This window comes from Janthinobacterium lyxosi (assembly GCF_051380665.1).
In the GTDB taxonomy this organism is placed as follows: Bacteria; Pseudomonadota; Gammaproteobacteria; order Burkholderiales; family Burkholderiaceae_D; genus Janthinobacterium.
This window is the reverse complement of record NZ_JBNYXM010000025.1, coordinates 1-24299: the sequence shown is the minus strand read 5'-3', so window position 1 is coordinate 24299 and position 24299 is coordinate 1. Positions and strand designations below refer to the sequence as shown.

Sequence of the window (24299 nt, the reverse complement as noted above, 5' to 3'; positions counted from 1 at the left end):
GGTTCACGATACTTTATTGCTGAAGGATTATAAAAAAAACAGGAAAATGTTGCATTTTATCCAAAAAGTCCGCACGAAATTGACAATCTGAATGGTGAATGTTTTGATGAGGGCCCTGAAAATTTACAGAATTTTCATTGGTAGTTTTGCAAAAAGGCAAATAAATTGTTAGTAAGCAACAAGTTATTTCAAAATAATTGCCGCCTTTATCACAATAACAAGGAATTTCAGATGATGATATAAAATGTAATATCGCGGTCGCTGCGCCTGATGTTTGCTGGCAGTTTGGCCCTGGGCATGCACGCCGCATATGCACAAGAAACAACAGATGGCGCCATGCAACGCGTGGAAGTTACGGGTTCGAGCATCAAGCGCCTGGCATCGGAGACAGCGCTGCCGATCACCTCGATCAAGGCTGACGATTTCGCCAAGCAAGGTTTGACGACGGCACAGGAAGTCCTGTCCACCATTTCCATGAATCAGAGCTCGCAAAGCAGCTCGCAATCCGTCGGTTCCGGCACGGGCGGCCAGTCCGTCGCCGACCTGCGCGGCATCGGCGGCGACAAGACCCTGGTCCTGCTGAACGGCCGCCGTATCGCCAGCCACCCATTCAACGGTTCGTCCGTCGACCTGAACATCATTCCGATCTCGGCCCTGGAAAGAGTTGAAGTACTGCGCGACGGCGCCTCCGCGATCTACGGTACCGACGCCATCGGCGGCGTGATCAACTTCATCACCAAGCGTTCCGTCAAAGGCGGCTCCGTCACGGTCGAACATTACGAGCCACAGAAAGCGGGCGGCGGCGACGAGTCGCGCCTGAACCTGTCCGGCGGCTACGGCGACCTGAACAAAGATGGCTTCAACGTCTTCGGCGTTGTCGACGTGCATCGCCAGTCGGCGCTGAGCACGGCCGACCGTTCCTTCTCGAAGAGCGGCTACATCCCGAGCAAGGGCGTGGATAACCTGAGCGGCACCACCTTCCCGGCCAACTTCTACGATACGGGCAACGGCCTGATCGGCAATCCGGCCTTTGCCGGCGGTTGCGTGGGTGAGAACCTGTACAAGAATACCTCAGGCAAGAGCACCTGCGCGATGGATGTCACGCCATTCATCCAGGCCATTCCAAAAACCCAGCAGGAATCCTTCCTGGGCAAGGCCAGCTTCAAGCTGAACCAGGATCACATGGCCACCATCGAATACCTGCACTCGCGCAGCACCAACGAAGCGCGCATCTCGCCGCCGCCAATGTCGAACATCGGCATCCTCATGTCGTCGAGCTCGCCGTACTACCCAGGCGGCAGCGGCGGTGTGCCAGCCGTGGCGGGCCTGTCGGGCGAGCCGCTGGACATCAGCTGGCGTCCAGTGGCGTCGGGCCAGCGCAGCGGCTTCGACACCAGCACCTCGGACCGCCTGGTACTGGCCTCCGAAGGCGTCCTGGGCGCGTGGGACTACAACGTCGGCCTGAGCTACTCCGTCAGCAAGGCCACCAGCGCCTTCACGGGCGGCTACCTGAATGACCAGCGCATCATCGACGGCATAGGCAATGGCATCCTGAACCCGTTCGGCGAGCAGAGCGCCGCCGGCGCGGCCTACCTGAAGGATTCCGTCCTGAAAGGCGAATACCTGAGCGCAAAGATGACCAGCACCGCGGTCGATGCGAAGATCAGCCGCGAGCTGTTCAACCTGCCGGCTGGCGCAGTCGGTTTTGCCGTCGGTACGGAATTCCGCAACGACAAAGCGGAATACAATGTGAATCGCGACCTGGCCGGCCAGGCTTCGAGCTCCGGCTATGCCGAAGCGCAGAACCAGTCGGGCAGCCGCAACATCGCCGCCATCTTCTCGGAATTGAGCATTCCTGTCGTGAAAGACTTGGAACTGTCGCTGGCAGCCCGTTATGACCACTACAACGATGTCGGCGGCAGCTTCAACCCGAAAGTCGGCGTGCGCTGGCAGCCAACGAGCCAGGTGCTGCTGCGCAGCTCCTACAACACTGGTTTCCGCGCGCCAACGCTGTATGACCTGCATGGTCCGCAAACCAAAACCTTCACGGCCAACAAGTACGACGATCCACGCCTGTGCCCAGGCGGCGTAGCTATCCCTGGCGCCAACAGCAACGTCGCCTGCGGCGCGCAGCAATACATCCGTTCGGGCGGCAATGCGGATGTCGGCCCGGAAAAATCGAAAACCTTCAGCGCCGGTATCGTCATCGAGCCAACCAAGTCGCTGACCGTCTCGCTCGATTACTTCCAGATCAAGCTGCGCGACAAGATCGGCACCGTGGCCGAACAGACCCTGTTCGACAACTACGCCAAGTATCAGAACAACTTCATCTATACCGCTGACGGCAAGCTCGATTACGTGCTGGCCACCCTGGGCAACCTGGGCGAAATGCACACCTCGGGCATCGACCTGGGCCTGAACTGGAAATTGCCACGCAGCCAGTATGGCAACTTCACGTTCGCCTTCGACGGTACCTGGGTACAGAAGTATGAATACCAGAACGAACGCGACGGTGAATTCATGCAAAACGTGGGCGTGTATGGCGACAAGGCACCGGTATTCCGCTGGAGACACAATGCCTCCCTGCAATGGAACCTGGACAAATGGAACGCCACGCTGTCGAACAAGTACATGAGCGGCTACCGCGACCAGAACTATGTCGATCCGCAATTCGAGCAAAGCGTCAAGGCTTACTCGGTATGGTCGCTGTCGGGCGCGTACTCGGGCTTCAAGAACACCGAAGTCACCGTGGGCGTGAAAAACCTGCTGAACGAAGATCCACCGTTCAGTAACCAGATCGGCACCTTCCAGTCCGGCTACGATCCGCGTTACGCCGATCCGCTGGGCCGTACTTTCTACGTGCGCGCTACCTACAAGTTCTAAGCTGACTGTCAGCTGAAAACTGAAAAGCCCGGAAAGCTTAGCTTTCCGGGCTTTTTTTCATGCTGCGCGCCACGTCACTTTATTCCGCGTCGCCCTGCAAGCGGCGCTGCTTGACAGCCGCGGCCAGGTTTTCCAGCACGGCCACGCTGGCGCTCCAGTCGATGCAGCCGTCCGTGACGGATTGGCCATAGATCAATTCCTTGCCCGGGATCAGATCCTGGCGCCCTGCCACCAGGTGCGATTCCACCATCACGCCGACGATACGGCTGTCGCCGCCGGCCACCTGGCTGGCGATGTCGGCACACACGGGGATCTGGTTTTCCGGTTTTTTCGAGCTGTTCGCGTGCGAGGCGTCGATCATCAGGCGCGCCGCCAGGCCCTGTGCGGCGATGGCCTTGCAGGCCTCGTCCACACTGGCCGCGTCATAGTTGGGCGTCTTGCCGCCGCGCAGGATGATGTGGCAATCCTCGTTGCCATTGGTCGAGACGATGGCCGAGTGGCCGCCCTTCGTGACGGAGAGAAAATGGTGCGGCTGCGAGGCTGCCTTGATGGCTTCCACGGCGATTTTCACATTGCCATCCGTGCCATTCTTGAAGCCGACGGGACAGGACAGTCCCGAGGCCAGCTCGCGGTGCACCTGCGACTCCGTGGTGCGTGCGCCGATGGCGCCCCAGCTGATCAGGTCGGCGATGTATTGCGGGCTGATGACGTCGAGGAATTCCGTGCCAGCCGGCAAGCCCAGCTCATTGATATCACGCAACAGTTCGCGCGCCATGCGCAAGCCGTCGTTGATGCGGAAGCTGTTGTCCATGTACGGGTCGTTGATCAGGCCCTTCCAGCCCACCGTGGTGCGTGGCTTCTCAAAGTAGACGCGCATGACGATTTCCAGTTCGCCGGCGAAACGCGCGCGCTCCTTGACCAGCAGGCGCGCATATTCCATCGCCGCCTTGGTATCGTGGATGGAGCAAGGCCCGATCACCACCATCAGGCGGTCATCCTGGCCGTGCAGGATACGGTGCAGGGCGATGCGGGCGCTGGCAGCGGTCTGTTCGGCTTGCTCCGAGCAGGCGAATTCGCGGATCAGGTGGGACGGCGGGGTCAATTCCTTCATTTCGCGAATTCGCAAATCATCGGTGCGGGGCATCATTTTCTCCAAAATTTAAGGAAGGGTAAAACATCTGGGTAAAAAAAAACCGCCATCAGTGGCGGTTTTTTAGAATTTGCTGGGATCTCGTTTTTTGCTGCTACGTGAACCGACCGCTACTCCACCGCCTTTGGGTTGGAATTGCTAAAGTAAAAATAAGCGGTAAAAAAGTGGCGAGCGAACATGCGAGTCATCCATAAGTGATGAACGACTATAAACCTAAATTACAAGGATTGGCAAGCATATTTATCGGCAAAGCCGCATGTTGCAGCCGTTTTACACTGCAAAGCGCGTAAAAAAGCATAAAAAGTTGCGCGCTGCGGATACGCATCGGCTGACTACCAACGCTGTGGCCGCCGTGGCGCGCACGCCACGCCAGCCCGTTTTGACGCTGGCAAGCGACGCACTCCTGATATAGATCGAATCACGGCCGGGCCACACGGCAAAGACTCCAGGGCGCTGCGGCCGGCAGGGCCGTCAACGGCAATATGCGCAATCCCGACACACTCGACTACGACAACCGCGGCAACCTGGACGGCACGGGTTTACGCGCAAACGTATGCCGCATTGAACGTATATCACAGCGAATCGCACTCGGCCAACACGCCCTCGACGGTCAGCGGCACGGTCGGCTATCCGGACGGCCCTGGCAGTAATGCGGGCGTGTCGCTGGGCGCCTCCCACCCAATTTACCCGACCTGCGCGAGCGCCATGTCAGAAAAAAATCAGGCAGTCCCGCCAACCGTGATGCCATCCAGGCGCAGGGTCGGCTGCCCCACGCCCACGGGCACGCTTTGCCCCTCCTTGCCGCACACGCCCACGCCCGAATCGAGGCGCATGTCGTTGCCGATCATGGAAACACGGTTGAGCACGTCCGGGCCATTGCCAATCAGGGTCGCCCCTTTGACGGGGTAGCTGAGCTTGCCGTTTTCGATCATGTACGCTTCGCTGGCCGAGAAGACGAACTTGCCGTTCGTAATATCGACCTGGCCGCCGCCGAAGTTGACGGCATACAAGCCATTTTTCACGGAGGCAAGGATTTCACCCGGGTCCCGGTCGCCGCCCAGCATATACGTGTTCGTCATGCGCGGCATGGGCAGGTGGGCGAACGATTCGCGGCGCGCATTGCCCGTCACGGGCATCTTCATCAGGCGCGCATTCATGGTGTCCTGGATGTAACCCTTCAGGATGCCGTCCTCGATCAGGGTCGTGCATTGCGTCGGGTTGCCCTCGTCGTCGATATTCAAAGAGCCGCGCCGGCCAGCCAGGGTACCGTCGTCGACCACCGTGACGCCTTTGGCAGCCACGCGCTCGCCGATGCGTCCGGAAAACGCGGACGAGCCCTTGCGGTTGAAATCGCCTTCCAGGCCATGGCCGATCGCTTCGTGCAGCAGGATGCCGGGCCAGCCCGGTCCCAGCACGATGGTCATGGGGCCGGCCGGCGCCGGACGCGCTTCCAGGTTCACCAGGGCCGAATTAACGGCGTCCGCTGCGTATTGTTCCAGCACGGCATCGCTGAAATAGTCATAGCTGAAACGCCCGCCACCACCGGCCGAGCCCGTTTCGCGGCGGCCATGCTGTTCCGCGATCACGGTGAGCGAGACGCGCACCAGCGGGCGGATGTCGGCCGCCAGCACACCGTCGCTGCGCAGCACCAGCACCACGTCGTACTCGCCGGCCAGGCCCGCCATCACCTGCACCACGCGAGGATCTTTCGCCCGCGCCATCTTTTCCAAGCGCTCGAGCAGTTGCACCTTGGCCGTGGCATCCAGCGAGGCGAGCGGGTCGTTGGGCAAGTACAGCGAGCGTCCGCCCTGCGCCAGCATCTGGCCCGCGATCTTGATTTTGCCGGCACCCGCGCGTGCAATGGTGCGCGTGGCCGCAGCCGCTTCCAGCAGGGCCCGCTCGGAAATGTCGTCGGAATACGCAAAGGCCGTCTTGTCGCCGGACACGGCGCGCACGCCCACGCCCTGGTCAATGGAAAAGCTGCCCGTCTTGACGATGCCCTCTTCCAGGCTCCAGCCCTCGCTCCTGGTCGACTGAAAGTACAGGTCGGCATAATCGACCTTGTGCGTAAACATCGTGCCCAGGGCTTTCAGCAGCTTGTCTTCGTCCAGGCCGAACGGCGTGAGCAGGAGTTCGCGCGCCACGGCCAGGCTGGACAGATTGGGTTCAAATGGGATCATGGCTCTCTATTCTTTCAATTTACATGGTGCGGTGCGCCAGGGCCGGCAAGGACTCGCGCACGCCAGCCAGAAACACCAGGTCGATCTCGCCGCTCACCACGCCCTCGCCTTCGGGCAACACGGCTTTCACTTCGCCCCACGGGTCGATCAGCATGCTGTGGCCCCAGGTATGCCGGCCGTTCGGATGCAAGCCGCCCTGCGCCGAGGCCAGCACATAGCACTGGTTTTCGATGGCGCGCGCGCGCAGCAGCACTTCCCAGTGGGCGCTGCCCGTCGTATGGGTAAACGCGGCCGGCACGACGATCAGCACGCAATCGCCCATGGCGCGGTACAGCTCGGGAAAACGCAGGTCGTAGCAGATGGACAGGCCGACCCGGCCGAACGGCGTCTCGATAGCACGCACTTGCGCACCGGGCACGATGGTGCGCGACTCGTTGTAGGACTCGGTGCCGCGCGTAAAGCCGAACAGGTGGATCTTGTCGTAGCGGCCGGCCGGTTCGCCTTGCGGGTCGTACACCAGCGTCGTATTGAGGACCTTGCCCTCCTCACCGGAAATCAGGGGCAAGGTGCCGCCGATCAGCCAGATGCCGTGCTGGCGCGCCATCTGCGCCATGCCATCCTGGATGGGCCCGCTGCCTGGCTGTTCCGCATGGGCCAGCTTGTCCGTTTCCTGCTGGCCCATGATGGCCCAGTATTCGGGCAGCACCACCAGCTGCGCGCCACCGGCGGCGGCCTGCGCCACCAGGCGCCGCGCCGTGGCCAGGTTGTCTTCCACGGACGGCGAGGAAATCATTTGTACTGCTGCGACTGTAAGCATCATTCACCTAACCCTTCAAGCGCACTGCGAGCTTGCTGTGCGGCACTTATTTAGCGACAGCATCCTGCGCCGCCGCTGCTGGGGCGGGAACGGCGACAGGTTCCAATTTACCACCATCGAGCTTGCTCACGACGGGCGATTTCCACGGGCCGGCGATCTGCATGTGGTAGGTGAGCGCCTTCATCACGGGGGCGCGCAGGAACAATTGCGCCAGGAAACTGCCCAGGCCGATGACGGGATTGACGGCCAGCGCATACACGAGCGGCCCCGTGCCCAGGTTAAATTCCGGGATCACCACCACATGCAAATTCGTCGTTTCGTTGGCGATATCGGCCGTGCCATCCATCAGTACGGTGGCCGCCACGCCGTGCATCTTGAGGTTGTCGGTGTTCACCACGCCGCGCTTGATGCTGGCGTTGGCCGTGATGCCGTCGAAGGCCAGCCCTTCGGAAAACACATCGTGGAAATCGAGCTTCAGCAAACGGGGCAAGGCTTGCAGGCTGAGCACGCCCAACAGCTTGGCGGCGCCCGGATCCTGCTTGAGGAACTGGCCCGACTCCACGTTCATCTCGATCTGCCCCGACAGGGTGGGAATGTCGAGCGAATACGGCAAACCATTCCAGGCGATGTCGCCGCTCAGGCGCCCCTTGCCGCGACGCACCGTGTCGGCAAAGCCGAAGCGGTCGAGCAATTTTCCCGCATCGACGATATCGAGGCCAAAACGCAGGCTGGTCGTGCTTTGCCCATCCTTGATGACCCATTTGCCATTGCCGCTCAGCGCGCCATCGGGATTCGACAGTTGCAACTTGCCCACGCGCCACTCGCGCCCGCCCGCCGCCATGGTGTTATATGCCTGCAACTCCAGCCGGCCGATCTTCTTGTTGAACAGCTCAAATTGCTCGGCGATGATATCGAGCGAGGGAATCGACTGGGCGCCGCTCTTGCCTTCCAGCAAATTCTTCACATCGTTGGCGGCCGACTCCGGAATGATCAGCGACGACAGGCGCGCCGTCATCTTGCCCAGGCCGGACGGCGTTTCCAGCCACGTCACATAGCCCGACACTTGTTTCGCGTCAATATTGGCTTGCCACACATCCTTTTGATGCGTGGCGCCCACCACCACGTTTTCCAGCTTGCGCTCGCCCAGCATCAGTTCGCTGGCACGGGCCGCCATCATGTCTGGCACCACATATTGCGCAATATCGGGTGCATCGTCGGCGTTGCCGCCCGCATCGGCTGGGGCCGTGGCGCTGCCGGCGATTTCGCTGCCGACGGCGATCCAGCTATCCACGTCCAGCGTTTTCATATTCACGTTGAGCATCATGCCGCTATCCGGTTCCGGCGCCGGCACGTTCACGCCGATGCCGCCGCGCACCAGGCGCCAGGCGTCCTTGCCCTGCTTCTGGCGCTGGTAGCGCGCGGCGATGCCAGAACCCAGCGCGATGCGGATATCGTCCGTGCGCAAGCCGGCCGCAGTGGCCGCGTTGCCCGTCAGGGTGAATTTCACGGGCAGACTGTCGCCGGCCGACTTTTTCAGCGGGGCGGGAAAATCCAGGCCCAGGCCCGTCAGCGGCGACTCGACATTGACCACCACCTGGTGGTCGCGCGCCGTGATCAGGCCGCTGTAGCGCGCGCCGCCGTTCAAATGTTTCGCCAGGCGCTGTAGCACGGGCGCCGGATACGTCTTGCGCAAGCCATCGATGGTCATGTTGCCGGCGATTTTCACCTGAATGGAACTGTCCGGCTGCGTGCCGCCCGAGATGGCCAGCGGCCCGCCCAGCAGGCTGCCGTTCAAGCCATTCAGGTTGACGCCCTTCTCGTTGAATTCGATCTTGCCCTGCGTGCCCAGCACGGGCGGCATGTCGTGGAACAGCACCACGTCGTTGCCCGCCAGCTGCAAACTGCCCTGCACGGTCGACTCCAGCATGCGCTCGATCGGCAAGTGCAGCTTCAATGCCAGCTTGGCGTTGCCCGTCGCCGTGGTTTCATCCGTGAAATGCTCGATCCAGCCCAGCACGGGGCTGGCCGTCACGTACTTGAGGAATTCCTGCATGGGGCCGGCCGCATTGCCATCGATATCGAGCAAGGTGTCGAAGACGGTCAGGTCGGGGATCACGGCTTTGACATTCGTCAAGGCCACGCCGCCCGTGGTGGCCGTGTCGCCGCGAATTTCCATGCGCGCCCGCTCAAAGACAAAGCTGCCCTTGATTTTCTCCGCCTGCGGCCACAGGGGCGCCTTGCCCGCCTGGGGGCCGTTTTCCGCAAATTCGCCGGGCGCATAGTTCAGGGTGCCATTCTCGATCTTGCCGGCCACACGGAAGTCGCCGCGGCTGCGCTGGGCGGGGGTGTCGGCCTTGAACGGGAAATGCTCGAGTTCGCCGCGCAGGCGCAGGCTGACATCGCGCGCCACGCCGCCTTCCAGCGCGCCCGTCAGCCAGTGGCGCAGATGCTCGGGCGTTTGTAGCGGCAGATAGCGACCGATGTTGTTAATCTGGAAATTGTCGATCGTGCCCGTCAAATCCACCTGGCCCAGGTTCTTGCCGTCGAGCGGCATGCTGTGCGTGCCTTGCAAGGCGACACGCAAGCCTTGCTGATTGAAATCGAGCTTGTCCAGTTCGACTTGCAGCATATTGGCCGCTTCGAAGGTCCAGCGCGCCTGCATGGCGAATTGTTCAAACGGCATGGCCGGTTCGCTCAGGTACGTGGGGAACTGCAGTACCAGGTCTTGCGCATCGATGGTGATGCTACCGCCCTTGTCATTGGCGTCGATGCTGCCAGTCAAGCGGTCGAAGCCGGGAATGGCCGGCGCAGCCGCCTGCGCGGGGCTGGTCGCTGTCTTCGCCACGGCCAGGCGCGCCGGCTGCGCATTCAGGCCCAGATCGATGAGCTTGCCGCGCAAACGGTAGCTGGCGGGCGTGGCCATTGCGCCTTCCCAATGCGCTGAAAAATCCTGTAAACGGCCGCGCGGCGCCAGGGCGTCGAGGCGCTGGCGCTGCTGCTCACCCAGCGGCAGCTTGTCGGCCAGCGCGGCCAGGGTGTGCAAATCGAGGGACTTGGCCGTGATTTCCGTACGCGCCGGCTTGCGCTTGGTGGCGGCAACAAAGCGTTCGGACAGGGTCGTCGGCGGCAGGCTGAGGCCATCGCGTGTTTCCACTGCGAAGTTCGTCAACTCCACCTGGTGCCCATTCGCGCCAAAGGTGGGCTTGCCGTCCGGCACCTGCGCCGACAGCTCTTCTTTTGCCGAAATGCGCCCGCGGACCGACAGCAGGTCGAGCGGGGCGATATGCTCGCCCAGTTGCGCCTGCACCTCCGTCAAGCCCACATCGGCCGTGAAGCCGGCCAGGCGTGCATGATCCAGGCTCAACCAGGCACGCAGGGCGCCCTTGCCCTGGCTCAATTCAAACGGGTAGTCGAGATAGCTGCGCCATGCGGCCAGGTCGGCGCTTTTCAGGTCCGCGTACAGCTCGCCCTTCCACATCGACACGTCCGAGATGCGCTGACTGAAAGGGGGATGCGTGAAGTGAGCACGCACATCGATGGGCGCGGCCAGGCTGGCGGGCGGCGTAGCCTGCAAACCCAGCCGGTGGCTGCGCCAGCGATTGCGCAGCAGCAAGTTGACCTGGGACAAAGCCAATTCTTGGGTACCGCGCGCTTCATCCGTCCAGCGCACCTTGCCGTCGCGAATGATGATGTCATGCTGCGACAGCAGCCAGTCGGCACCCTTGCCATCGCTGCCCCGGGTGCTGTCGATCAATACCCCGGCCACATACAGCTTGCCATCCTTGCTGCGCCGCACGTCCAGGTCGGGCCGCGTGATTTCCAGGGTATCGAAGCGCACGGCACCGAGCACGCTCCACCACGACACGGTGGCCGAAACGCTCGGCAGGCTCAGCGCCTGGCGGCCCGCCTGGTCGCGCAGGCTCACGTCGCCGAGGAAGAGATTCGGCCGCACGCCATGCCACGAGGCATAAATGCGCGCGATACTGACAGGGTTGCCCAGCGCGCGGCTGGCCGCCCGCTCGATATCGCCTTTGTAGTAATCGATATTCGGCAAGATGGCGTAACGCAGGAATAAAAACAGCACGGCGAAGGCGAAATACGCCAGCAGCACCAGTTTGATGGTAAAACCCAGTACATGATGGGTGGCCAGGTTGGCCATGCGATAGGCGGCACGCAGCCGCTGCCAGCGCAGGGCCAATGGCACATGTTCTGTCACGCTTGCTTCTGGCGGTTTTTGCATCAATAAGCTAATAAACTGGCCCGGCGTCAAATAATGGCAAAAATCGTCTGCATTCGTGGTGCGCACCTGCATCCTTGCGCTTGCTTCTGAGCAAAGCCTCCCTTACCATCGTCCGGAAGAGTACGCACTGCCGGCGGCATTCGCGCCAGCGGCACAATTTTACCGCATCCCCCGCCGTTCACAGCCAAGTTAAACAAGAACCATGCAAGCAGCATCCACGAGAGCCTTACCGACACCATGAGCACACAGCCTTTGATCTCCGCCTCCCGTTTCTACCAGCGCTGGCTGGGTGCCGCCCCCGAGCGCGCCGCGCAGGTAGCGCAACTGGTGCGCGCGCCGCTGGACGGGCTCGATTTTGCCGCCGCGCTGGCCGACCAATCGAACGCCGCCACGCCGCCACTGCCGCCCGAGCGGGCCATGCGCCGCCTGCGCAACCTGCTGGTCTGCGGCCTGATCGAGCGCGATCTTGGCGGCCAGGCCGACTTGAACGAAGTCGTCACGGCCATGACGGGCTTTGCCGATTTCGCCATCCGCACGCATGTGGACGCCATCATGGCCGAGATGGTGGCCCTGCATGGCATGCCCGTCGGCGAAGAGTCGGGCCAGGAACAGGCCTTGATGGTGCTGGCGATGGGCAAGCAGGGCGGCGGCGAGCTGAACGTCTCGTCGGATATCGACCTGATCTTTGTTTACCCGGAAGATGGCGACACGCAAGTCACCGCACCGGGCCAGCGCAGCCTGTCCAACCACGAGTTTTTCATTCGCATGGGCAAGAAACTGATCGCCGCCCTGGCCGAGATCACGCAAGACGGTTTTACTTTCCGCGTGGACATGGCACTGCGTCCGAACGGCAACTCGGGCCCGCTGGCCGCCAGCCTGGGCATGGTGGAGCAATACCTGATCGTGCAGGGCCGCGAATGGGAGCGCTATGCCTGGGTCAAGGCGCGTGCCGTGACGGGCAAGCCGGAAGACATCGCTGCGCTCGACGCCATCGTGCGCCCCTTCGTCTTCCGCCGCTACCTCGATTTCGGCGTCATCGATGCCATCCGCACCATGCACGGCCAGATCCGCGCCGAGGTCAACCGCCAGGAGCGGCTGCACCCAGATCGCAGCAACAACGTCAAGCTGGGCCGCGGTGGCATCCGCGAAATCGAGTTCCTGGCGCAAGTGTTTCAATTGATACGCGGCGGGCGCGACGCCGAGCTGCGCGAGCGTTCCACGCGCGCCACCTTGCGCACGGTGGCAGACAAGGGCTTGCTGGAACCGGCCATCGTGGAACAGTTGCTGGGTTCCTACACTTTCCTGCGTAACCTGGAACACCGGCTGCAATACCTGGACGATGCGCAAACCCACACCCTGCCCGCCAACGAGGCCGACCGCCTGACCGTGGCGCAAATGATGGGCTTGCCTGACACGCCCACCCTGCTGGCCCAGCTGGAAGCGCACCGCGTATTTGTCGCCGGGCAGTTCGACGAAATGTTCAGCGACAAGAGCAGTGGCACGCCGCCGGCCGACACGGGCATCGATCCGCAGACGTCCAACGACTGCGCCGCCTCGGACCAGCAGGAAGCCATCGAGGCGCGCTTTGCGGCCCTGGGTTTCCATGAGCCGGCCGCCTGCGCACGCCGTTTGCTGGCCACGTGGCAGGCGCCGCGTTTGCAATCCTTGCCCGAGGCAAGCCGCACGCGCCTCGTGGCCCTCGTCAATTCCGCCCTGCCCCTGATCACCGATTGCTCCGTTTCCAACGGCAACGCCAGCCAGCTGGCCACCCTGGGCCGGCTGCTCGATTTCCTGGAAGCCATTGCGCGCCGCTCGGCCTATCTGTCGCTGCTGACGGAATATCCGCATACGCTCGAGCGCGTCGTGCGCATGGTGTGCGCCAGCGGCTGGGCCGCCACCTTCCTCACGCAACACCCTATCCTGCTCGACGAACTGCTGGATGAGCGCATCCGCAATACGGTGCCCGACCCGGCCGCGCTGGCGCTCGACCTGCAGCGCCAGCTCGACGATGCCCCCGGCGACACGGAGCGACAGATGGATATCTTGCGCGAAACACACCATGCGCAGCTGTTCCAGTGCCTGGCGCAAGACCTGGCCGGCGACCTGAGCGTGGAAAAGCTGGCCGACTACCTGTCGCAGCTGGCCGACATCATCGTCGCCGCCACCGTGCAAGCCGTCTGGCAAACCTTGCCGGCGCGCCACCGCGAAGTGCCGAAGTTCGCCGTCATCGCGTATGGTAAGCTGGGCGGCAAGGAACTGGGCTATGTCTCGGACCTGGACGTCATCTTCCTGTTCGACGACGACGACCAGGAAGCACCCGGCCTGTACGCCAAGCTGGCGCAGCGCTTCATTACCTGGATGACCTCGCACACCTCGGCCGGCATCCTGTTCGATATCGACATCGCCCTGCGACCCGACGGCGCCTCGGGCATGCTGGTCTCCAGCGTGCAAGCGTTCGAGCGCTACCAGGGCAGCGCAGCCTGGGTGTGGGAGCACCAGGCGCTCACGCGCGCGCGCTTTTGCGCCGGCGACGTCGCCATCGGCAAGCATTTCGAGCGCATCCGCGACACGATCTTGCGCAAGGAACGCCCGGAAAACGGTCCACTCAAGGGCGAAGTGGTGGCCATGCGCAAGAAGATGCTCGATGCGCATCCGCCCCGCCCCGGCAGCTTTGATTTGAAACAAGATCCGGGCGGCATGATCGACATCGAATTCATGGTGCAATACCTGGTGCTGCAGCATGCGGCGCAGTATCCGCAGCTGACGGCCAACTCGGGCAATATCGCCCTGCTGCGCCTGTGCGGCGAACTGGGGCTGATCGACGCGCAACTGGCCGCCCTGGTCGCCAACGCCTACCGCGCGCTGCGCAAGCTCCAGCACCAGTTGCGCTTGCAAGGGCAAGACCTGGCCCGCGTGGAACCGGAGCGCGTGCGCGTGCATGCGGGTAACGTCATGCGCCTGTGGCAAGCCACCTTCGGCGTCAGCGCCTGAGGCCGGCCCGGGCATGCCGCTCCATTACCTGTCCCGCCTGAGCGGATCCGCGCGCGATACGCAAGCCAACCTGCAGCTGGGCTGTGTGCTGGCGCTGGTGGCAGGCGCCGTGAATGCGGGCGGCTTTCTCGCCATCGGCGGCTATACCTCGCACATGACGGGCATCGTCTCCGGCATGGCGGATGACTTGGCGCTGGGCAATATCACGCTGGCCCTGGCGGCGCTGGGCGCGTGGCTGGCCTTTGTCAGCGGCGCAGCCGTGACCGCCATCATGGTGAACTGGGGCAAGCGGCGCCGGCTGCACAGCCAGTTTGCCGCCAGCCTGCTGCTGGAAGCGGCCCTTTTATTGCTGTTCGGCCTGACGGGCAATTACCTGGCGGCCATGCCCGACGTGCTGGGCCCCGTCACCATCTTGCTACTGTGCTTTGTCATGGGCTTGCAAAACGCCATCATCACCAAGATTTCGGGCGCCGTCATCCGCACCACGCACGTCACGGGCCTGTCCACCGACATCGGCATCGAACTGGGCAAGATGGCGTATTACAACCGGAGGAAATTGCCGGACCGGATGGTCAAGGTCAACCGCGGCAAGCTGAGAACGCACAGCCTGCTGATCGCCTGCTTCTTCATCGGCGGCGTCAGCGGCGCCCTGGCCTTCAAACACATCGGCTTTCCTGCCGCCACCATCATCCTCGCCGGCGTGCTGACCCTGCTGTCCGGCGTGCCCGTGCTGCGCGACTTGCGCGTGCTGTGGCGCTTCTACCGGCGCCGCTTTTAAGCATACGGACGAAAAAAACGCCCCGGAGGGCGTTTTTCATATGGCAGCCAGGAATTACTTGGCACCCATCAGTGCGACGGTGGTGTCGAGCATGCGGTTCGAGAAACCCCACTCGTTGTCATACCACGACGATACTTTCACCAAACGGCCCGATACCTTGGTCAGGGTCGAATCGAAGTTCGACGAAGCCGGGTTGTGGTTGAAGTCGATCGACACCAGCGGTTCGGTCTGGTACGTCAGGATGCCTTCCAGGGCGCCTTCCGACGCGGACTTCATCAGCGCGTTGACTTCTTCCACGGTGGTATCGCGCTTGGCGATGAAGGTCAGGTCGACCAGCGAAACGTTGATGGTCGGCACGCGGATGGCGAAACCGTCCAGCTTGCCATTCAGCTCAGGCAGGACCAGGCCCACGGCGGCAGCAGCGCCCGTCTTGGTCGGGATCATGCTCATGGTGGCCGAACGGGCGCGGCGCAGGTCTTCATGCATCACGTCGGACAGCACCTGGTCGTTGGTGTAGGCATGCACGGTGGTCATCAGGCCCGTTTCGATGCCGATGGCGTCGTTGAGTGGCTTGACCAGCGGTGCCAGGCAGTTGGTGGTGCACGATGCGTTCGAGATGACGGTGTCGGTCGATTTCAGCACGGAGTGGTTGACGCCAAACACGACGGTCGCATCGACGTCCTTGCCGCCTGGTGCCGAGATGATGACTTTTTTCGCGCCGCCCTTCAAGTGCGCCGAAGCTTTCTCTTTGGTGGTGAAGAAGCCCGTGCATTCCAGCACGACGTCCACACCCAGCTCGCCCCATGGGATTTCCGCCGGGTTGCGTTGTGCAAACACGCGGATCGGATCGCCATTGACGATCATGTTGTCGCCTTCGACAGTAACCGTGCCCGGGAACTTGCCGTGCGCGGTGTCGTAACGGGTCAGGTGGGCGTTCGATTTGGCATCACCGAGGTCGTTGATGGCAACGATCTGGATATCCTGTTTCTTGCCGCCTTCGTAGAAAGCGCGCAACACATTACGGCCGATGCGGCCGTAGCCATTGATTGCAACTTTGATCGTCATACTCTGCTCCTGATTAAAAAAGAAGGTACATGCACAGCCCAGGCGAACACATCGCCAGGGCTGTTAAAAATCAATATTAGCCGGCGATGACAGCCTTGACCTTGGCCACGACGTTCTCGACCGTGAAGCCGAAGTGCTTGAACAGCACGCCGGCAGGCGCCGATTCGCCGAACGTGTCGATACCGACCACGGCGCCTTCCAGGCCCACGTATTTGTACCAGAAGCTGGTCACGCCCGCTTCGATGGCCACGCGTGGCACGCCCTTCGTCAGCACGCCGGCCTTGTAGGCGGCGTCCTGGCGATCATACACGTCGGTCGACGGCATCGACACCACGCGCACATTGATGCCTTCGGCCGCCAGCGCGCTGGCGGCGGCGACAGCCAGTTCCACTTCGGAACCGGTAGCGATCAGGATCGCCTTGGCGTCGGCCACGTCGTTCAGCACATAGCCGCCGCGGTAGATGTTCTCGATCTGTTCGGCGCTACGCTCCTGGTACGGCAAGTTCTGGCGCGAGAAGATCAGGGTCGACGGGCCATCCTTGCGGCGCACGGCGGCGCCCCAGGCAGCAGCCGACTCGACGGTGTCGCATGGACGCCAGTTGTCCAGGTTCGGGATCAGACGCATCGACGAGACGTGCTCGACCGATTGGTGCGTCGGGCCGTCTTCGCCCAGGCCGATCGAATCGTGGGTGAACACGAAGATCGAACGCAGTTTCATCAGGGCAGCCATGCGCAGCGCATTGCGGCTGTAGTCGGAGAACGTCAGGAACGTGGCGCCAAACGGGATGTAGCCGCCGTGCAAGGTGATACCGTTCATGATGGCGCTCATGCCGAATTCGCGCACGCCGTAGTTGATATGGTTGCCAGGCTGGCCCGAACGCACGGCCACGCACTCTTTCCAGTTGGTCAGGTTCGAACCGGTCAGGTCGGCCGAGCCGCCCAAGAATTCCGGCAAGGACGAGGCCAGCGCCTGGATGGCGTTCTGGCTGGCTTTGCGGGTGGCGATGTTTTCTTTCTTTTCCACGCAGGAAGCGATGGCGGCGCTCAGGGCCGCTTCGAATGCCTGCGGCAGCTCGCCCTGCATGCGGCGGGTCAGTTCCGCGGCTTGCTGCGGGAATTCGCGGCTGTAGGCGCCAAAACGCTCGTTCCAGTCCGCTTCCAGCAGGGCACCTTGTTTCTTGGCATCCCAGGCTGCGTACACATCGGCCGGCATTTCGAACGGTGCGGCATCCCAGCCGATGTATTCACGCACGGCGGCGATTTCCTTGTCGCCCAGCGCGGCGCCGTGGACCTTGTCGCCGCCTTGCAGGTTCGGCGAACCCTTGCCGATGATGGTCTTGCAGCAGATCAAGGTTGGCTTCGACGCGGTCTTGGCGGCGGCGATGGCGGCAGCCACGGCGGCAACGTCATGACCGTCGACAGCGCGGATGACGTTCCAGCCGTACGCTTCGAAGCGGGCCGGGGTGTCGTCCGTGAACCAGCCTTCGACTTTGCCGTCGATGGAGATGCCGTTGTCGTCGTACAGGGCGATCAGCTTGTTCAAGCCCAGGGTGCCGGCCAGCGCGCAGACTTCATGCGAGATACCTTCCATCAGGCAACCGTCGCCCAGGAAAGCATAGGTGTAGTGATTGACAATGTCGTAACCTGGCTTGTTGAATTCAGCGGCCAGCAATTGCTCCGACAGGGCCATGCCGACGGCGTTGGCGATGCCCTGGCCCAGCGGTCCGGTGGTCGTTTCCACGCCTGGCGTGACATCGACTTCCGGGTGGCCCGGGGTTTTCGAATGCATCTGGCGGAAGGCCTTGATGTCATCCATCGACAGGTCGTAGCCCGTCAGGTGCAGCAGCGCGTAGTGCAGCATCGAGCCGTGGCCGTTCGACAACAGGAAACGGTCGCGATTCTGCCATTTTGGATTCGCTGGATTGTGGCGATAGTGACCACTCCACAGGGCAACTGCGATCTCGGCCATGCCCATCGGCATGCCTGGATGGCCGGAATTGGCCTTTTGTACAGCGTCCATTGCCAGTGCGCGGATCGCATTGGCCATTTTGGTAGTCGGGAGCGTAGTTGTCATGATGGTGTGGGTCAGTCGCGAGTTTGGGATTCGTTTGCAACAGCGCGGACAGGGAAGCCGGCTGCTTTCTGTAGTCAACTATTTTACCAGACTGGGGGGCTGCAAATTAGAATTGCGGCGTACTGGCCCGCCAAATGGCTATACTTTGACGTCTTTCCACCCCACTTACCCCCCGTTGAGGATTTGCATGCCGCGTTTTTTCTGCCCCCAGCCGCTCGTCGCCGGCGCCACCGTTTCCCTGCCGGAGGCTGTCGCCCACCATATCCAGGTCGTGCGCCTGGCGCCGGGCGACGTCATCACTCTGTTCAATGGCGAGGGCGGCGAAGTGCAAGCGAGCCTGGTGGCGGTCGCCAAGCGCAGCGTGACGGCTGAAATACAGGCGCACGTGGCGCGCGAAGCGGAACTGCCGTATGCCGTGACCCTGGCGCAAGCGCTGCCGGAAGCGTCCAAAATGGACTGGATCATCGAAAAAGCCATCGAACTGGGCGCGGCCGGCATCGTGCCGCTGGCGGCGCAGCGCTGCGTCGTGCGCTTATCGACCGAGCGGGCCGAGAAAAAACTCGCGCATTGGCAAGGCATCATCGTGTCCGCCTCGGAACAATGCGGGCGCAACCGCCTGGCCCAACTGGCGCCATTGCAAGACTTCAATAGCTGGAGCGGCCAGCAAGATTTGCATAAACGCATCATTTTGACGCCGCGGGCGGAACAGTCGCTGGCCGACTGGGCCCGCCACCAGCCACCGCAAGCCATCACCGTGATGGTGGGGCCGGAAGGCGGGTTTACCGAGGCGGAAGAAAAAGCCGCCATCGCGGCTGGCGCCATCGGCCTGGCTATGGGGCCGCGCATCCTGCGCACGGAAACGGCCGGCCTGACGGCGCTGGCCACGCTGAGTGCTTTGTGGGGCGGGATGTAAACTCTGCCCCCAAATAACAACACCCCGCAAGTGTCGCCACTTGCGGGGTGTTTTTTCTCCAGCGAACCACTTGCGCGGTGCGCTAGCCGGACAGCCGAGCCAACCAAAAAGTCAACTCAGGCTGTCGGTTTGCATCAGAACTTGTGGTTGTACTCGACCGACAATTTGACCGTGCGTGCTGCTTGCAGGGTACGGTATTCGTCGTAGTTAGCCAGAGTGCCGGTGCCGGTGCCGTCATCGTAGGTTTCTTGACGAGCCGTTGCCGTTTGCGAGTTGGTCACGTTGAACACGTCAACTTTGAACTCGACACCTTTCAGTATCGACGGCTTGTAGGCCACGTTCATGTCCAGGCGCTTCTCGTATGGCATACGGCCAAGGCTGCCACGTGGGGTCGGTTTGCCGCCGCAGAAGTAGTACTCTGCGCCGTAGCCAGGACCGCCGAATGGATTGTCTTCGCCAGCATCGGCAACCGGGTTGGTGCCCAAGCAAGTTTTCGGACGACCCGATTGGATCAACAGATTGGCGCCAACAGACCATTCGTTAGTGAACTCGTAGTAGCCGAATGCTTTCAACTGATGACGACGATCATTAGGCAGCAAGCCCATCGAATCCGGAGTGAACTCAGGGAAGTCCCAACCAGCCGAGGTACCAACGTCGGTTTGACCGGTATCGGAACGGGTTTGACCTTCCATGTTGCCGTAGCTACGCGACCACGTGTAGTTGATCTTGCCATACCAGCCATTGCGGAATGGATGTTCGGCAAACACGTCCAGAGCGGCGTACGTACGTTTCACTTTCGGGAAACCCAGTTCTTCTTTGGACAGGTGCACATAGCGGCCGCTGCCATCGGAACCATTCAGCCATACCGTTGCATCTTCGCCCGGATTGAAGATGAAGCAAGGAATATCCGTAGCCGCAACAGGAATGCCGTTTTTGGCGGCATAGGCGCGCAGCGGACGGGTATCGCAGCTATCATCGATACCAGCGCCCAGTTTACGGTAAGTCGCCTTGGCGCCGAAGTTCAGGCTAGGGTTGTAGGCCTTTTCAAAACCCAGCGTGATTTCATCCTGGTAGTTAGGCTTGAGATCTTTGACAACGACACTGCGCACGTCCTTACGTTGGCCGTATTCATTGTCAGGCGATACCGGGGTATTGATGGCAACCAGGCCCGTAGGCTGGCCTTGAGCGTCGATACCGGTATAGGTAAAGTCTTGCGTAATCAAGGTCGAACGGCTGGCGGCACGTGCAGCTACCTGGGTAGGCAATTGCAGGTGATAACGACCTGCGCTACCAAACACCTTCATCGATGCGTCGCCAAAGACGTCCCACGATGCGGCCAGACGCGGAGCGATCTGGTTTTTCACATCGATGAACTTCTCGCCGTCGCCGTTTTTGTTGGTGTATTGCTCATTACGCAAACCAGCCGTAATCAGCAAGTTCTTGGTAACTTGATAGCGGTCCTCGATGTACTGCGCCGATTGAGTTGCCGAAGCATCGGTCACGCTGGAGAAGTCCGACAGGCGCGCGTAGTAACCGCGCGTGCCGTAACCACCGAAATCACCGACGACAGCAGGACGACCACCCGACAGGTTGACCGGTTTATTAGCATTTGCAGCACCTACCGTACGATAGCTCCACGAACCGCCACCAGCACGGAACTGACCAGCGTTAACAGAATCGATTTCATTGTGATCGACACCGACGCGCAGGGTATGGCTACCCAGCTTGTATTCCAAGTCGGCACGGAAGGATTTCACCTTATCGCTACCAGGCTTGGTGATGTTGCCGGTCGCACCCGAATATTTTTGGTAGTTGCGGTACAAATTTTGCGCGTCAAGCTCAGGTACACGGCCAGCCACGGTGGAAGTGACCGAACGCAAGATGCCGTTCACGTCATAGTCTTCGTACGTGGTGCTGCGCGGTGCCTTGGAGATACCGTACAAGGTCGTGAAGACCAAGTCGTCGGTGAATTGGCCCGTGTACTTCAGCGCATTCGACTCGGCGCCGTTGCCGCCGCCGTTCTTGTCGTTCTGCTCCGAGTACTTGACGCCATTCGACTTGAACGTATCGGTGTTCAAACCATACGCACGCTGGCGGTCTTTGGTGGTATCGCCGATCGAAGTCCATTCCAGGCGATGGTTATCGGTGATATTCCAGTCAAATTTGGCCAGATAACGGGTTTGCTCGACACGGCGGTCGGCCCAGCCATCGCGCCCCAAGGTGGTGCTGGCGGTGCTGTTGGCGATGCCGGTCTTGGTCGCGGTTTGATCCACGGCGACAAACATGAACAGTTTATCTTCCACGATCGGGCCACCCACGTACGCACCGTAGTAGTTCTGCGTGCTCTGGCTGGTGTCACGGCGGAAATGCAGCTTGCCATCCGTATCCGGATTCACACCCGTGTTTGGGTAGTAGATATTCTTGGAATCCGAACGCATCGAGTTTGGCGTAATGGCAGCTGTTGCGCCAAATTCCCAATTGTTGGTACCGCTCTTGGTCGTGACGTTGAGCACGCCACCGATAGAGCGACCGAATTCCGCACCGAAACCACCGGTCAGCACTTGCGCTTGAGCAATCGCACCAAACGGCAATTCCGACGAGCCGAGCTGAGTCAGCGGGTTGGTGACGGGGAAACCGTTGACATAGAACGCATTTTCCGATGCGCCGCCGCCGCCGATACTCGTACCGCCGTAAGCGGAATCAGCTCGCGTGGTGTTCGGCGCAAGCAAAATGATCGAACTCAAGTTCGTGGCAACTGGCAACTTATCCAGTTCCTTCGCCGTAAAGATTGCACCATTATTGGTATTCGAGACATCGATACGGTTACGGCGGCCAGTCACTTGCACGGCCTGCACTTTGGAACCGAAGGATGCATCCACACCCTGGCCAATCACAACATCCGTTTCCTTCGATTCGACAACCTTGCCGTCGCGAATCAACTCAACTTTGTAGTGACCGATAGGCAATGCCGTGACCGTGTAGCGACCATTGGCCTCTACCGTAACGGTACGCTTCAGCCCTGTGTCCAGATTTTGCAGCGACACGGTCGTGCCAGCAGGCGCATCAACCGTACCGTAAATCGTACCGGATGCATTCGACTGTGCCATGACAGGCGCTACGACCATGGTGGACATGGCGCCGGCACTGAAGGCCAGCGCCAGGGCACGTACTAAAACAGTTTTTCTCAACATGTGGTTTCCTCTAATTATTAGATTAAGCGTCTCTGGTAGAGTTGCTTGGTAAGTTTAAGCACTAAATCATGTTTAATACGTTTCTATTTCCGGTTTTAGTTTTTGATGACTTGACACTCCCCCGCCACTGATAGGACAGGCTTCAGACAAAACAGGAAAAACCTACTTGCCTAAGCGATACATAAAACCATAGGCGATTGTTCACTGTCAACACAGAGGGGAAATATGATGCAAACAAACAACAATTTAAATAAACTAAAAATATTGAACAACCCAGCAAAAATGGTGCAGCAATGCACCATTTTGATGCAGTGCAAAAAAAGAGAATAACAATATGTGAAAAATGTACTTTGAGACCATGCATTATGGCGTAAGCCTTGCAGGTATGACGTGGCAAGCCAAGGGCATACTGCGGCGCACGTAGCCCTTGAAATGGCATTTTTACATCCTTGCCAAGTCAGGCAAAATGTTGCAAATTAACAACGTTTTATGAAATTAAATTGCCGAAGGATAGAATTTTCAATTACATTGAATAATTGCATTTTGAAAAAATACTACTCTTGAATGGATGTTATTAAGAATCGCCATCAAAGAAAAAGACATGGTGAAAAAGTTTTATATTCATCATCAAAAAACGAATATAAAATATAAACACTTACCCCTGCCTATTTCAGAAAAAAATAAACGCGGCGACATCAAAAATATCCAGTCCGGAAAATAACAAGAATAATCCGGCAATATGACTGCGGCAATCATCAAAAAACTCCGCACTGATACAGTGCGCCAGTTATAGAGCAGCATAATTCGACAAATATATATTTTATGGCTGGTAATATCATGCCGCGCCATCCGGGCATGCTGGCGGAGATGACAGCGTCAGCAGACGCCGTCCTGCCCCACCTCGACGTCATCCTCCTGACGGCCTAGAGCCTTGGCCACCCTACAGAAGTCTCTGCAATACCATCTTGTCCATTCAACTCAATAGAAAAATTTAGCAATTGCCTATACATCTCTATTCTCAATTTCTTATCTATCCCTTAGGTTGGCTAATAAGCAAGCGAATCGCCATGGATAAAATGCCATGCTGTGAAACATATTTAGCATACGAACGAGCGATATTTGAAAATTGGCAAGACAGCCTGACTTCGACAATTGTCGACCAGTTCACCCGGCCACATTGCCTGTGCGATCCAGCCTGCGAAGCGACGAGCCAGCGCACCGGTATGGTGCGCTGCAATAGGGTGCCGTTACGATTGGAACCTGCGTCAGGCTACGGGTAAATAGCATCCCTAGCGCGGCCTACCTGGCTCTCCGCTGGATACGCAACGCGGCAATTTTCAAGACGGCACAGCATCTTGCGACCCGCCGAAATCAGACGCCCCTCGAACACGAGGAGCAATGGGCAAATTCGCCCCCTCCCGGCCAAGCAAGCGATCACGGTCCTGCGCGGGGGGCGCTTTCTACGTTCAACAAGCAGATCATAGGCTACCACTGCTCCTACGCCGTGCTGAGCAGCATGCCGATGCGCGTCCTCATCAGGGCACCTGCACAGCCTGAACATGCGTTGCACGCACAGGAGGTGCCCTGAAGCGGAAGCGTCGTATGCCGTGTCCCTGCCCATGCGGCCGTGCGTCTTGCATACCAGCAGCGCCGGCGATCTTCGCCGGTGTCTGGCGGCGACAGCAGATATATGCTCTATCACCGGTAAGTAGAGACATTCCAGGAATCTGCCTCGGCCTCTGCTGCGTGGCAACGTGCCACAAGACGCGACCGTGGTGCTGCTTGAAAGCGCTGCGCAAGTATGCTTGCACTGTCCCGCCGGCCACTCGAAACACTTGCACCGGCATGGTCATGGTCATGGTCATGGTCATGGTCATGGTCATGCACATAGCCTGCAGCGCTATGAGGTGTACTGTCAATAGCGGACACTCTTGTTTCAAGCCGCCTGTGGTTGTTTGCTGAATTTTTCAGCAAACAACGCGGGCGGAACATTGCCGAGGCGCGAGTGGCGCCGCTG

General features: G+C 60.3%; 11 protein-coding genes. 4 read left to right on the top strand and 7 right to left on the bottom strand.

Annotated features, from left to right (window positions below):
- The first annotated feature begins 336 nt into the window (after positions 1-336).
- Entirely contained in the window at positions 337-2883 is a 2547-nt protein-coding gene (locus ACQ4WP_RS22060) for a TonB-dependent receptor (protein ID WP_436524402.1), read from the top strand.
- Between the two features lie 79 nt (positions 2884-2962).
- Here ACQ4WP_RS22060 and aroG read toward each other — a convergent pair whose 3' ends face one another.
- From aroG to ACQ4WP_RS22040, 4 genes are all read right to left on the bottom strand, one after another.
- Entirely contained in the window at positions 2963-4027 is a 1065-nt protein-coding gene (aroG, locus tag ACQ4WP_RS22055) for a 3-deoxy-7-phosphoheptulonate synthase AroG (protein WP_436524461.1), read from the bottom strand.
- A 725-nt stretch (positions 4028-4752) separates the two neighbouring features.
- The gene (gene tldD / locus ACQ4WP_RS22050) at positions 4753-6213 is read right to left on the bottom strand and encodes a metalloprotease TldD (protein WP_436524400.1); all 1461 of its coding nucleotides are present in this window, start codon (positions 6211-6213) and stop codon (positions 4753-4755) included.
- A gap of 19 nt (positions 6214-6232) precedes the next feature.
- Positions 6233-7033 carry a carbon-nitrogen hydrolase family protein gene (locus ACQ4WP_RS22045; protein WP_436524398.1) on the bottom strand — a complete coding sequence of 267 codons (801 nt, stop codon included), beginning with the start codon at positions 7031-7033 and terminating at the stop codon, positions 6233-6235.
- Between the two features lie 43 nt (positions 7034-7076).
- The gene (locus ACQ4WP_RS22040) at positions 7077-11246 is read right to left on the bottom strand and encodes a YhdP family protein (RefSeq protein WP_436524396.1); all 4170 of its coding nucleotides are present in this window, start codon (positions 11244-11246) and stop codon (positions 7077-7079) included.
- Between the two features lie 261 nt (positions 11247-11507).
- On the opposite strand from ACQ4WP_RS22040, the gene glnE reads away from it, so the two are divergent.
- Positions 11508-14261, top strand: a complete 2754-nt coding sequence (gene glnE, locus ACQ4WP_RS22035; protein ID WP_436524394.1) for a bifunctional [glutamate--ammonia ligase]-adenylyl-L-tyrosine phosphorylase/[glutamate--ammonia-ligase] adenylyltransferase — start codon at positions 11508-11510, stop codon at positions 14259-14261.
- A 13-nt stretch (positions 14262-14274) separates the two neighbouring features.
- Complete coding sequence (locus tag ACQ4WP_RS22030) at positions 14275-15039, top strand: YoaK family protein (protein WP_436524392.1); 765 nt, start codon at positions 14275-14277, stop codon at positions 15037-15039.
- 54 nt (positions 15040-15093) lie between these two features.
- On the opposite strand, the gene gap is transcribed toward ACQ4WP_RS22030, so the two are convergent.
- Both gap and tkt read right to left on the bottom strand, forming a co-directional pair.
- On the bottom strand, positions 15094-16104 hold the full coding sequence (gene gap, locus ACQ4WP_RS22025; RefSeq protein ID WP_436524390.1) for a type I glyceraldehyde-3-phosphate dehydrogenase: 1011 nt from the start codon (positions 16102-16104) through the stop codon (positions 15094-15096).
- 76 nt (positions 16105-16180) lie between these two features.
- Positions 16181-18178, bottom strand: coding sequence for a transketolase (tkt, locus tag ACQ4WP_RS22020; RefSeq protein ID WP_436524388.1), 1998 nt, complete (start codon positions 18176-18178; stop codon positions 16181-16183).
- 187 nt (positions 18179-18365) lie between these two features.
- Here tkt and ACQ4WP_RS22015 point away from each other — a divergent pair, with 187 nt between their 5' ends.
- The gene (locus ACQ4WP_RS22015; RefSeq protein WP_436524386.1) at positions 18366-19091 is read left to right on the top strand and encodes a 16S rRNA (uracil(1498)-N(3))-methyltransferase; all 726 of its coding nucleotides are present in this window, start codon (positions 18366-18368) and stop codon (positions 19089-19091) included.
- Positions 19092-19225: 134 nt separating this feature from the next.
- Here the strand turns inward: ACQ4WP_RS22015 and ACQ4WP_RS22010 are convergent, their stop codons facing one another.
- Positions 19226-22282 carry a TonB-dependent receptor gene (locus tag ACQ4WP_RS22010; RefSeq protein WP_436524384.1) on the bottom strand — a complete coding sequence of 1019 codons (3057 nt, stop codon included), beginning with the start codon at positions 22280-22282 and terminating at the stop codon, positions 19226-19228.
- Positions 22283-24299: the final 2017 nt, after the last annotated feature.

Coding starts and splice junctions, on each gene's coding strand:
- ACQ4WP_RS22060 (WP_436524402.1), top strand. CDS start 337: ATGCAACGCGTGGAAGTTACGGGTTCGAGCATCAAGCGCCTGGCATCG.
- aroG (WP_436524461.1), bottom strand. CDS start 4,027: ATGCCCCGCACCGATGATTTGCGAATTCGCGAAATGAAGGAATTGACC.
- tldD (WP_436524400.1), bottom strand. CDS start 6,213: ATGATCCCATTTGAACCCAATCTGTCCAGCCTGGCCGTGGCGCGCGAA.
- ACQ4WP_RS22045 (WP_436524398.1), bottom strand. CDS start 7,033: ATGATGCTTACAGTCGCAGCAGTACAAATGATTTCCTCGCCGTCCGTG.
- glnE (WP_436524394.1), top strand. CDS start 11,508: ATGAGCACACAGCCTTTGATCTCCGCCTCCCGTTTCTACCAGCGCTGG.
- ACQ4WP_RS22030 (WP_436524392.1), top strand. CDS start 14,275: ATGCCGCTCCATTACCTGTCCCGCCTGAGCGGATCCGCGCGCGATACG.
- gap (WP_436524390.1), bottom strand. CDS start 16,104: ATGACGATCAAAGTTGCAATCAATGGCTACGGCCGCATCGGCCGTAAT.
- tkt (WP_436524388.1), bottom strand. CDS start 18,178: ATGACAACTACGCTCCCGACTACCAAAATGGCCAATGCGATCCGCGCA.
- ACQ4WP_RS22015 (WP_436524386.1), top strand. CDS start 18,366: ATGCCGCGTTTTTTCTGCCCCCAGCCGCTCGTCGCCGGCGCCACCGTT.
- ACQ4WP_RS22010 (WP_436524384.1), bottom strand. CDS start 22,282: ATGTTGAGAAAAACTGTTTTAGTACGTGCCCTGGCGCTGGCCTTCAGT.